Source organism: Bradyrhizobium liaoningense (genome assembly GCF_018130955.1).
Taxonomy (GTDB): Bacteria; Pseudomonadota; Alphaproteobacteria; order Rhizobiales; family Xanthobacteraceae; genus Bradyrhizobium; species Bradyrhizobium liaoningense_C.
On record NZ_JAFCJM010000007.1, the window covers coordinates 216,335 to 226,382 of the forward strand.

The 10,048-nt window shown below is 63.5% G+C and carries 13 protein-coding genes; 3 read left to right on the forward strand and 10 right to left on the reverse strand.

From position 1 onward, the window contains the following. Window positions 1–47 precede the first annotated feature (47 nt). The 8 genes from JQ632_RS08670 to JQ632_RS08705 form a co-directional block, all read right to left on the reverse strand. Window positions 48–1,286: an efflux RND transporter periplasmic adaptor subunit gene (locus tag JQ632_RS08670; protein ID WP_212401872.1), complete on the reverse strand. Its 1,239-nt coding sequence runs from the start codon at window positions 1,284–1,286 to the stop codon at window positions 48–50. Between the two features lie 2 nt (window positions 1,287–1,288). Further along, complete coding sequence (locus JQ632_RS08675; protein WP_212401873.1) at window positions 1,289–3,652, reverse strand: ABC transporter permease; 2,364 nt, start codon at window positions 3,650–3,652, stop codon at window positions 1,289–1,291. Window positions 3,653–3,656: 4 nt separating this feature from the next. After that, entirely contained in the window at window positions 3,657–4,364 is a 708-nt protein-coding gene (locus JQ632_RS08680) for an ABC transporter ATP-binding protein (protein WP_212401874.1), read from the reverse strand. Between the two features lie 58 nt (window positions 4,365–4,422). Then, window positions 4,423–4,881: a hypothetical protein gene (locus tag JQ632_RS08685; protein WP_212401875.1), complete on the reverse strand. Its 459-nt coding sequence runs from the start codon at window positions 4,879–4,881 to the stop codon at window positions 4,423–4,425. Window positions 4,882–4,896: 15 nt separating this feature from the next. Next, on the reverse strand, window positions 4,897–5,574 hold the full coding sequence (locus JQ632_RS08690; RefSeq protein WP_212401876.1) for an isoprenylcysteine carboxylmethyltransferase family protein: 678 nt from the start codon (window positions 5,572–5,574) through the stop codon (window positions 4,897–4,899). Beyond that, the gene (locus JQ632_RS08695; RefSeq protein ID WP_212401877.1) at window positions 5,574–5,828 is read right to left on the reverse strand and encodes a DUF2933 domain-containing protein; all 255 of its coding nucleotides are present in this window, start codon (window positions 5,826–5,828) and stop codon (window positions 5,574–5,576) included. Before JQ632_RS08695 ends, JQ632_RS08690 begins: the two co-directional genes overlap by 1 nt. Before the next feature lie 71 nt (window positions 5,829–5,899). Then, window positions 5,900–6,382, reverse strand: coding sequence for a DUF411 domain-containing protein (locus JQ632_RS08700; RefSeq protein ID WP_212401878.1), 483 nt, complete (start codon window positions 6,380–6,382; stop codon window positions 5,900–5,902). A gap of 73 nt (window positions 6,383–6,455) precedes the next feature. Next, window positions 6,456–7,133, reverse strand: a complete 678-nt coding sequence (locus tag JQ632_RS08705) for a Spy/CpxP family protein refolding chaperone (RefSeq protein ID WP_212401879.1) — start codon at window positions 7,131–7,133, stop codon at window positions 6,456–6,458. A 291-nt stretch (window positions 7,134–7,424) separates the two neighbouring features. Here JQ632_RS08705 and JQ632_RS08710 point away from each other — a divergent pair, with 291 nt between their 5' ends. The 3 genes from JQ632_RS08710 (at window position 7,425) to JQ632_RS08720 (ending at window position 8,105) form a co-directional block, all read left to right on the forward strand. Next, window positions 7,425–7,598: a hypothetical protein gene (locus JQ632_RS08710; RefSeq protein WP_212401897.1), complete on the forward strand. Its 174-nt coding sequence runs from the start codon at window positions 7,425–7,427 to the stop codon at window positions 7,596–7,598. Further along, window positions 7,595–7,783, forward strand: a complete 189-nt coding sequence (locus JQ632_RS08715) for a hypothetical protein (protein ID WP_249151597.1) — start codon at window positions 7,595–7,597, stop codon at window positions 7,781–7,783. Before JQ632_RS08710 ends, JQ632_RS08715 begins: the two co-directional genes overlap by 4 nt. 64 nt (window positions 7,784–7,847) lie before the next feature. Continuing rightward, entirely contained in the window at window positions 7,848–8,105 is a 258-nt protein-coding gene (locus JQ632_RS08720) for a DUF3551 domain-containing protein (RefSeq protein WP_312015587.1), read from the forward strand. 110 nt (window positions 8,106–8,215) lie between these two features. On the opposite strand, the gene JQ632_RS40415 is transcribed toward JQ632_RS08720, so the two are convergent. Together JQ632_RS40415 and JQ632_RS08725 are read right to left on the reverse strand one after the other, a co-directional pair. Further along, window positions 8,216–8,503: a hypothetical protein gene (locus JQ632_RS40415; protein WP_409363473.1), complete on the reverse strand. Its 288-nt coding sequence runs from the start codon at window positions 8,501–8,503 to the stop codon at window positions 8,216–8,218. A 116-nt stretch (window positions 8,504–8,619) separates the two neighbouring features. Further along, window positions 8,620–8,994: a hypothetical protein gene (locus tag JQ632_RS08725; RefSeq protein ID WP_212401881.1), complete on the reverse strand. Its 375-nt coding sequence runs from the start codon at window positions 8,992–8,994 to the stop codon at window positions 8,620–8,622. Window positions 8,995–10,048 lie beyond the last annotated feature (1,054 nt).

Consider the following 10,048-nt stretch of genomic DNA (forward strand, 5'->3'; position numbering starts at 1 on the left):
ACCTGAATTCGGGAGCGCCGAGGGTGGATCGTCGGACCGATCTGTATCTACTGCGCGCTTCTTTGCGCAATCCTGCCTTCATCGGCGATCCGGTCACTGGGATGCAGCACGACGCGGTCGCCGGCAGCGAGCCCCGAGAGAATCTCGGCCACCCGATTATTGCGATGGCCGATCTGGATCGGTCTTGTTCGGGCGCGGCCGTTCTCAGCTGCAAAAACGGCCCATTGGTCACCTCTGCGAAACAAGGCGCTCACCGGCACGGTCAGGACATCAGAAGCGCTCCACGTGGTCACATGGACAACGACGCGGTAGTCGTGGCCAAGCGAGGCCCAATTCTCCGGCGGATCCACAAAGTCGATGGTCACCCGGACGCGCTGCTCCTCGATTCCAAGCGCCGAGACCTTCAGGAATCCGGCCGGGTCCACCCGGACAACCTTGCCCTTGATGGGCTGTCCGCCCCAGCCGTCGATCCGGACGGGCGCGCCCACCTTGATCTGGACGGCATCGGTCGAGAGCAGGTCAGCCACGACCTCCAGATCGAGAGGGTTCCCGATGTCGACCAGCGGTGTTCCAGGCAAGACCGTCGCCTCGCTGTCCTGGATGATCTTCAGCACTCTTCCACTTGCAGGCGCAAGCACCCGGACACAGCACGTCGGCTCTGCCGACGGAGCGGCGTTGGCCGGGTCCATCAAACGGGCCGCCAAGCTGGTGCGCACCGCGCGGCGCATGTCGACTTGGGCCTTCGCGCTCGCCAGAGCGGCCTCGTTGGTGGCCACCTCGAACTTCGCCTTGTCGAAGGCCTGGGCGGAAATGGTCTGCGTTCGTGATAGCGCCTGGGCTCGCTGGAATTCGGTCCGGGAAAAATCCAGCGCGGCTTCGATCCGCTTCACCTCGGCTTCCTGCTGCTGGATGGCCGCGTCCGCGGCCAGGACCTCGGCCTGAAGCTGGTCGCGCGAGCGAACGTCGATGAAGCCCGGCAGCGTCGGCTGCATCAGGGCGATCACGGTCCGGTCCGCGACGACCTCGTCGCCGACGTGAAGCGACGGGCCCTGCTCGCCGAGCGGATGCGAAATCCTCAGCACCTTTCCGGCGATGGGCGCCGAAACGGTGTAGACGTGGCGAACGTGGGTCTTGCCGTCGTCATCGGCGGTGACTTCGATCGGGCCCTTCGCGACCGTTGCGAGATCGACCAGAGCCGGCCGAGGCCAGGCGAACCAGGCCAGTCCTCCCGCGATTGCGGCCAGAGCCGCAGCACCGATCATGCGTTTGCTCCAGTTCGCCGGCATGGCTAATCTCGCGTCTTGAGGACCGCAACGAGGTCCAGTTTGTTGATGCGTTCGCGGATGACCGCCGCGGAGGCGACGGCAGCCAGCACCACGACGGACGTTGCGACGACGTAGGTCGAATGCTCGACGACAAGGCGGACGCGCATCAGTTCGCCGGCCAGGTTCGTCTTCATGACCCACGCCAGCCCGTAGCCCATCACCCAGCCCGGCGGCTGGGCGATCAGTGTCAGGATGGCGAGTTCGAGCAGAAGAATGCGCAGCACCTCGCCGCGCGTGAAGCCAAGGACGCGCAGGCTTGCAAGCTCCCGCGCCCGTTCGGAGAGCGAGATACGGGCGTTGTTGTAGACGACGCCGAATGCGATCACGGCGGCCAGCCCGGTGTAGATGCTCGCCATCGTGGTGACGAGCAGCGCAAGGGTCTTGCGAAAATTCGCCAACGACACGCGCTGCAGCGCCACGCCACCGACCGTCGGCATGGACTTCACCGCGGCGTAGAAATCCTCCTTCCGGTTCTCGTCGAGGCTGAGGTTCACGCTGTTCACGACGGGCGCCTCGCGCATCAGCTTCCGGAGAGCCTCGATGTCCATCATTCCCCTGATGCCAAAATAGTCCTCGACGGTCGCGACGATCGGCATCGTGACCGTGCGGCGGGCGCCCTCCAGCAGATCGATCTCGACGGTGTCGCCGGCTCCGACGCCGAGGATATGACCGAGCATGCCCGAGATCGCGAGGCCCGTCTGCGGAAGTACGACGGGTCGAAGATCGACGTCGATGATGCGCCTCAGATCGGCATCGGCGGGCCGGCCGCTGATCGTGATCCGGCGTTCGACGTTGCCATGGCGAATCCGCACCGGCACTTCTCGGAACGGCTCCGCGGCGAGAACGCCCGGAAGCCGGTTCACCTGCTCGACGACGTTCTCGACCCGCTTCTCGACGAATCCGATGGTCGCGTCCTGCCGGTCGGCGAGGAAGTAGGTCACGTCGATCAGTTGCCCCATCGTGTCCCGGGTGAACAGCGAGACGACCAGGATCGCCGTGGCAAGCGCCATTCCAAGGGCCGTGAACGCCGCCCGGACCGGATGCCGCGCGATGTTGCGGACCATCATCAGCGTCGGCTGCGACACGATCTGGTCGAGCTGGATGCGCGCAGGAAGCAGCCGTCTGTAGACCGGAGGGGCAGGGGGCTGCATGGCGACGGCGGGCGGCAGGTTCACGACTTCGCGCAGCGCCCGCAACGCGCCGATCGCGGCAGCCGCTGCGCTGAGCGCGCCCGCGGTGACGTACAGATCCGGCGCCTTCGCGAATACCAGGAACGGGAAGTGAAAGAAATCGCCGAACAGCGCCGTGACGCGCAATCCGAGCCATGTGCCCGCGACGCCGCCGAGAATGATGCCGATCACGACGATCAGGGCGACGAACTTGAAGTAGTGCAGCACGATGCTGCTGTCGGAATAGCCCAGCGCCTTGAGCAGGCCGATCTGCTCGCGTTCGAGCGCGACCAGCCGGCTCAGGGTGAGATTGACCAGGAAGGCGGCGACCAGAAGAAAGATCGGCGGCAGCGTGCGGCTCATGTTGTTGAGCATGTCGAGCTCATGATCGAGCCAGGCGTGCGAGGTCTGGTCCTTGCGGCCGTGGGCGGCCTGTCCGCCATAAGGGTCGAGCAAGGCGTCGAGCCGCGAGATCGCCTCGCGCTCCGAGGCGCCGGGCTGCAGCTTGATCGACACCGCGGAGAAGGCGCCGTCGAGATCGTAGACGCCGGCGAGCGCCTTTTCCGACATCCAGATGATCGCGTAGCGGCGGTCATCCGGCATCAGGTCGCCGGGGCCGACCGTGTAGACGAACTCGGGTGACAGCGCGGTGCCGACGATGACGAGCTCGCGCTTCTTGCCGTTCAGGATGGCCGAGAACCGCGCGCCTTCCGAGAAGCCGTGAGCCCGGGCGAACGGCTCATTGACGACCACTTCCTCGGACCGTCCTGGTTCGGGAAGCCGTCCGGAACGCATGTAGAGCCGATTGAGATGCGGCTCGCTGTTGTCCGGCAGCGAAACGACCTGTCCGCTGGCCGGTTCTGAGAAGCCGGGAATGTCGAGCAGTGCCAGCTTGGCGATCCGGGTGTCGACGGCGGCGACGCCGGGGATCTCCGCCATTCTGTCGGCGAGCGCCTTGGGCGCGCGCTTCACCTCTGCGAACACGTCGCCGAACCCATATCGTTCGTAATACGCGATCCGGGTCTCTTCGAGGGAGCGATGCGATCCGACGGCGAGCACCAGCGTCGCGACGCCGCCTCCGATGACCAGCGCGACGGCGAGCACCTGCGCCCAGAGCCGCCTGACGTCCCTAAACAGCTTGATGTCGAGTGCGGTCATGCCGTCACCAGGTGAGCTCGGCCGCTTGCCGCCGGGTCTCGTTCTTCTGGATCCGGGAGATCCGGCCGTCGGCGAAGAACAGCACCCTGTCGGCGACCTCCTGGATGCTGGCATTGTGCGTGATGATGACTGTAGTCGTGCCGAGCTGCCGGTTGACCCCGAGCAGCGCCTCGATCACGCGAATGCCCGTCTTCGAGTCCAGCGCCCCGGTCGGTTCGTCGCAGAGCAGCACCGCCGGGCGTTTTGCGATTGCGCGCGCGATGGCGACACGCTGCTGCTCGCCGCCCGATAGCTGGGCGGGAAAGTGATGCATGCGTTCTTCCAGTCCGACCAGCGTGAGGGCGTCGGCCGGCCGCATCGGGTTCCGCGCGACCTCGGTGACCAGCGCGACGTTTTCGTACGCCGTGAGGCTTGGCACCAGATTGTAGAACTGGAAGACGAAGCCGACGTGGTCGCGGCGATATTTCGTCAGTTCGCGGTCTTCGAGATCGGTCAGGTCCAGATCGCGGAAGAACAGCCTGCCGCTGGTCGGCCGGTCGAGGCCGCCCATGATGTTGAGCAACGTCGTCTTGCCGCTGCCGGAGGGGCCGAGCAGCACGATCACTTCCTTCTCGGCGATCTCCAGATCGACGCTGTTCAGCGCGTTCACGGTGACCTCGCCGGAGACGTAGGTCTTCGTCAGTCCCTTCGCGGTGAACACGGCCTCGCTCATGGCTGCCCTTTCGGGACGCGATTGTCGGCCGTCTCAGCCGTTCCGGTATTGACCTAGGTCAGGGTTTCGCGCCCGACGGAGCAACGGCGGATTCACGGACGAACACTGCAAGGCTCGCCGCCCAGACGAGCGCCATGCCGAGCAGGACCCATTTGAAATCGGAATGGATCATGAAGTTGACGACGGCCATCAAACCGATCGAGAGCCCGCCGGCAAGCGCGGCGCCGGCCGCAGCCAGAGCGCGATGGTCACGGAAGGACGTCAGGGCCAGGGTGAGCGCGAGCACTCCCGTAGCCGCCACGTAGCCGCCCATGACGCGAAAGACGTGGGTGAGCCATGATGTCAGCCTGGGCCCGATCGACTGCAACTCGGCCGGAGTGAGGCTCATGTACCAGATGTCCTCCGGCAGCAAGGGTGGCCGAAGGACAAGGAAGTAGATGCCGACCCCGATCAACAGGATGCCGGAGGCCGCCAGCAGCATCGAGGATGGACGCCAGCGGTACGGTGCGTCGCGCATCGTGGCCGCCCCGGATCAACCGTGACGATAGGTGCCGCCGGTCGAGCCCTGCCCGAAAATTCGGCTCAACCGCGGGATGAAGCCCGGGACTTCCGCAGCGTATTTCGCATAGGCCTCGCCGAACTCTGACCTGGCATCCTGCTCCTCGCCGCGAGCGAGCCTCACGTACATGACGGTCAGGACGGGAAACATCGCGAGCGTGAGAATCGTCGGCCACTGCAACAGAAAGCCGAACATCACCAGGACGAAGCCGACATATTGCGGGTGCCGGACGTAGCTGTAGGGGCCGGTGGTCGCCAGGCTGCGGGTCTGCTGCGCGTCGTACAGCACCCTCCAGGCGACCGAGATCAGAATGAAACCGGCGGCGATGAAAATGAAGCTCAAAATGTGGAACGGCCCGGCGTGCGGATTTGTCTTCCAGCCGAACATCATCTCGAGCAGATGGCCGGCGTCATGGGAGAACCAGTCGACATTCGGGTAATGCGACTGCAGCCATCCAGACATGAAGTAGATGGTGAGCGGGAAACCGTACATCTCGACGAACAGTGCCACCAGGAACGCGCTGAACGCACCGAACGAGCGCCAGTCGCGCGACGTCTGCGGCTTGAAGAAGCTGTAGGCGAACAGGATGAAGACCGCCGAATTGACGACGACAAGGCTCCAGAGGCCGTAGGCGGGCGCGGCGTCGTGCATCACACGCTCCTTGGACCGTTCGGTCGACCACCGCCGTGGTGGTGACCATGTCGTCCATGCATGAAGAAGTGCATCAGCGGGCAGGCGAGGAGCGGCAGCCAAACCAGCAATCCGAGCACGTGGGCCCTGTGCTCAGTGAACAAGAGCACGCCGGCGATGGCCATGAATCCCATCAGGACCAGGCCGGCCTTGGCTTTGAGGGACAAGCCCTCCTGAGGGCGCTCTCGATACCCGGACTGGTCCTGCACCGACATCGGCATGCTCCTGTTTCGGAGCATAGTGGCGCCGTTGCCATCATTGTTGACGCAGGTCAACGGCGGCCCGGCTACGTGATCGTCTGCTTCCCGATGAACCGCATGAATGGGCGTTGGCCATCGGCGCCGAACAGGACGACCGTGTAGGGCTGCGGGCTGCCCCCCTCCATGCCGGGCGATCCGACCGGCATGCCCGGCACGGCGATGCCGCGTGCGTTCGGTCGGTCGAGGAGAAGTCGGCGGATGGCCTCGGCCGGGACGTGCCCTTCGACGAGATAGCCACCGACTTCGGCCGTGTGACAGGCCGCCAGCTCGGTCGGCACTCCCAGACGGTTTCGGACCGACTCCAGGTCCGATGTTTCCTCCACTCGCACCGCGAATCCGGAATCGCTCAGATGCTGCGCCCAACCGGTGCAGCAGCCGCAATTCGGATCCTTATGCACGAGGACAAGCGTCGCTTCGGCACGCGCCGCAGCGGCAGACCCCACCAGGGCCGCCAGACCCATCAGTTTCACAAGTGACCGGCGTGTTATGGGATAGCTGCAGCCCTTCATCCTTCGCTCCCTTTCACTTCGCCGTCATGTGGCCCGTCATGCCGTAACTCCGTGGCGGTGCTCGAGATCCAGTTTATTGCGGTGCCTTGCGGGGCGGCATTCCCATGCCCATCGTGCCGCCCGCCCGCATCGCCGACATCATCGGCATCATACCCATATTCGGCGCGAGTAGTTCGTCGGCAGCCTTCTTCTGCTCGTCGGAAAACGTCGCGGCCAGGGTCGAGAGCGCCGACTTCATCGCCCGGGTTCCTTCCAGCCGGGCCGCGAGCCATTTTTCCTGCAACGTAAGCTTTTCGACCAGCCCCGGAGACCTCTGGGACATCATCGAACTGCGCATGTCTCCCAGTGTCTTGGCGTTGGTCCGCAGCGCATCGGCGAACGCGTTCCAGGCAGACTGCTGGGCGTCCGTGATCTTGAGCTCGGTCCGGAGGAACGCGATCCGTCCTTCGACGCGATCGATCGTCTCCATGCCGCCCATTCCGTCTCCGCCGCCGGACGGCCGCATCATGCCCATCATCGGCATCATGTCCGACATCGGCATGCCGCCTCCCATCATGTTCATCATGCCGCCGCCCATCATGCCCTGCGAGGGGCCGGTGTTGCGCGGAGCCTCCGGTGGCGCAGTCTGGTTGGCCGCTGGCGCCTCCTTCTGATCCGGGTGATGGCTCTGGTGCTCGGACGGCGATTGCGCGAGGGAGGGGCTGCCGAGGATGGTGAGCAGCAGGGTTGCCGCAAGCGTTGGGCTTCGCATCGTGGTTCTCCTGAGATTCAGCATTCCACTCCATTCTGCCGACCGATGATCAAGCCGGGTTGACCCAGCTCAACGAACGAAGCCGTCGCGACAAAAGCCCTCACCACATGGGGAGGGACCTCAAGCAAAAAGGCGCCGAAGCCGGCGGCCCCTTTTGGAGTTTTCAATTTCATTCCCGCCGCATAGCGCGTCGCCGCAATGCTTCCACGTTGCGAACCTTTGACTCAAATCAATGGTGGTGGACGTGATCCGACGCCAAGTCCCAAAAGCCGTCGTCACAGGAGGTCGGCCATGCGGCGTTTCTCCGTCCTGGCAATCATTGCGCTTGGCCTGGCACCCGTCTCGGCCCACGCAGCCGATTGCCGGGTCACCGGACACCCTTCCGCCTTTGGCGTCGACATGATGGCATTTTCGCTGTCAGGTCCGGCGAAACATGCAATTTCCCGATCAGGATTCCAGGAATGATGGCCAGTTCCGGCATCTCGCAGAAGCCCGCGCGCGGAACGCTAAGGCAGGTCAACATCACGACCTTCACCTATACGGCGCCACGTGGCTACAAGGGCGGCGATACGTTTGCCATCTACGGCTCAGGAGAGGGTCCGTATGGCTCGGGCAGGTCGGTCATCACAGTGAACGCGACGATCCAATAGGCGTGACGAGCAATCGACGCTGTCGCGGGTCAATCTGAAATCCGGAAAGAGGTACGCGATGCGCATGCTCTATGGGATGATCCTGGCGGGCACAACAATTCTCGCGGTCGTCCCGGCCACGGCTCAGCGCTACGACCCGCGTTACCCGGTGTGCCTTCAGTCGTGGCCCGGGCGGAGCCTCACCATCATTGACTGCAGCTATGCTTCAATGGATCAGTGCAAGATGACCGCTTCGGGACTCTCGGCCATGTGCCTGGAGAACCCATATTGGCGGGGGGCGCTGGGCCACAATTCCCGACGGCGCCAAGGTGGCGTCAACTAGAAGCACGACAAGCCACTATACGGCGGCACGCCCGCGAGAAGGAGCCACGCTCTCTCTCACGTTGTCTTGCCGCTCGTACAGCCTAAATGGTCGGCTTCAGCGGTGACTGGTCAGCGACAGACCCAAACTCCGTTCACCAGCACACGGGCGCAAGTTGGTGCCGCCACAGCGGCTCCTACGGTCGCTGCACCGACGGCAGCTCCACCCACGACTGCGCGGCGGGTTGTTCGACGCGCGACGCCCGCAGCGCTCATGGGAGTCGCCGGTCGCCCGACCCTTGCCTGTGCGCTGTCGACCGAGAGAGACAGTCCCTGCTCTGGCGACCACTGCACGGAGCCGATCGCGGCGCAGGCAATGATCGCCGCCCCGAGCCACCATTTCATATGGGGATACTTCATAACGACCTCCTTTGCTGACATGAACGCTACTCTTGCTTGCTACTCAGGACATCCGTTGGCGTAGCTGATCTCCTGCCTGCGGCGGCGCGGCTGCCGCTCTCGAAACGAGAGGCGCATCACTGGGCATTTCGAGTCTTGCTTGCTCCCTTCAAGCGCGTCGCAGTGGACGGCGACTTCACCCACTCCGCCATCTGGATGCACGTGAGCAGGTCAACATAGCTCTGGCTTCCGCCGGCTGTTGCTTCGCCTTCGCAGCTATCGCGAAGGGGAACGGAAGCACTGCCCCAAGCCGCGATGAGCTGTTGTTGTGCAGCCGTCTCGTCGCGCATGCAGTCGGCAAAGCTTTGTGGCATGGCGAGCCCCATTGCCTTGTCGTCCGTCGTGGTGGCCTTGCACAACGCCTCCACCTTCAACTCCGGGACGCGATCGGAAACGGGCATTACAAACAATTGGCTTCCGAGGAGCGCGGTAGATAACGCCGCTATCTTCATCTTGACCTCCTTCAAGCTCTATCAATTGAACCGCACCTTGAGGTGCCACCAGGAAGCACTGCGTTAGAACTGGCCCGGTTGAGCCGGAGGACCAGGCCAATCGGATCGCAGGTTGTTCCTGTTGTTGCGATCAAATAAGTCCTGCCTGCAGACAAAGCCGCTCCTGCAGTGACCCGCTAGAGGTGCAGCCTGGCGAACATCGGCGGGCGTCACGACCCTTGAGTTGAGCACGAACAGCGATGGCACCACTTCCGGCTTCGCGGTGCCAGTGGCTTTCTGCAGCGGGACGTGAGGGGGAGGCGTTGTCTGGGCAGATGCCGTTCCCGTTATCGCGAAAGCGGTAACAGCGAGGATGAGGGCGCGGGACGCGGTGAGGAACATATGAGCTCTCCAGCACAGATGTTTCAACCTAGGACACGTGGCTATCCAAATTCGACGTTGGTTCAGCTCAGTTTGAGCATGTGCATCCAGCAGCGGAGTGCACTGCATACAGATTTAGACATCTCGACTGTCCAAAGGTTCAGGTCGGCCCCATTCGAGCACATTCAACTGCCTTGAAGACCAGGCTAGCTGCGCTGCAGCGCGAAACGCACCGAGACTTCCTTCGGTGTCCCGCGTCGCGACGGACTCTTCGTTGCGTGCGTCAGAAGGAGGATCGGACGATCGTGTTTCTTTGCTCGTCGCCGGGAATTCTCCGTCGAAAAGTTCGAAATACTCTCGCAACAAGCGATCGAAGGTAGACCGGGCCCCGCTTCTACCGGGGTCCTTATCCTCTCCGCCGTTGTCCTCGGCACTCCCACCGAAAGATCGTCGCGCCATAGCCTGCCTCCTCTGAAGCAGTGTGCCCTGATACTAGTAGGAGGGGAGCCACGGCGAAGGGACTTGATTCAGCTCAAATGACTTGAACTTCTTTGATGGGAAAGGAAAGCTGTCAGAAATACGGGCGCGCTGCCGCTTGCCAAGAACTTAGTTCGTGATGACCTTGCCCCACGGGCTTAATCCAGTTTGAAGTTCGTTCTGGCCCACGACAAGGACCAGAGCATGAAGCGCAGTC

What these genes read in the sequence shown, in the direction of transcription:
- JQ632_RS08670 (WP_212401872.1), bottom strand. Translation starts at nt 1,286, where the DNA reads ATGCCGGCGAACTGGAGCAAACGCATGATCGGTGCTGCGGCTCTGGCC.
- JQ632_RS08675 (WP_212401873.1), bottom strand. Translation starts at nt 3,652, where the DNA reads ATGACCGCACTCGACATCAAGCTGTTTAGGGACGTCAGGCGGCTCTGG.
- JQ632_RS08680 (WP_212401874.1), bottom strand. Translation starts at nt 4,364, where the DNA reads ATGAGCGAGGCCGTGTTCACCGCGAAGGGACTGACGAAGACCTACGTC.
- JQ632_RS08685 (WP_212401875.1), bottom strand. Translation starts at nt 4,881, where the DNA reads ATGCGCGACGCACCGTACCGCTGGCGTCCATCCTCGATGCTGCTGGCG.
- JQ632_RS08690 (WP_212401876.1), bottom strand. Translation starts at nt 5,574, where the DNA reads ATGCACGACGCCGCGCCCGCCTACGGCCTCTGGAGCCTTGTCGTCGTC.
- JQ632_RS08695 (WP_212401877.1), bottom strand. Translation starts at nt 5,828, where the DNA reads ATGTCGGTGCAGGACCAGTCCGGGTATCGAGAGCGCCCTCAGGAGGGC.
- JQ632_RS08700 (WP_212401878.1), bottom strand. Translation starts at nt 6,382, where the DNA reads ATGAAGGGCTGCAGCTATCCCATAACACGCCGGTCACTTGTGAAACTG.
- JQ632_RS08705 (WP_212401879.1), bottom strand. Translation starts at nt 7,133, where the DNA reads ATGCGAAGCCCAACGCTTGCGGCAACCCTGCTGCTCACCATCCTCGGC.
- JQ632_RS08710 (WP_212401897.1), top strand. Translation starts at nt 7,425, where the DNA reads ATGCGGCGTTTCTCCGTCCTGGCAATCATTGCGCTTGGCCTGGCACCC.
- JQ632_RS08715 (WP_249151597.1), top strand. Translation starts at nt 7,595, where the DNA reads ATGATGGCCAGTTCCGGCATCTCGCAGAAGCCCGCGCGCGGAACGCTA.
- JQ632_RS08720 (WP_312015587.1), top strand. Translation starts at nt 7,848, where the DNA reads ATGCTCTATGGGATGATCCTGGCGGGCACAACAATTCTCGCGGTCGTC.
- JQ632_RS40415 (WP_409363473.1), bottom strand. Translation starts at nt 8,503, where the DNA reads ATGAAGTATCCCCATATGAAATGGTGGCTCGGGGCGGCGATCATTGCC.
- JQ632_RS08725 (WP_212401881.1), bottom strand. Translation starts at nt 8,994, where the DNA reads ATGAAGATAGCGGCGTTATCTACCGCGCTCCTCGGAAGCCAATTGTTT.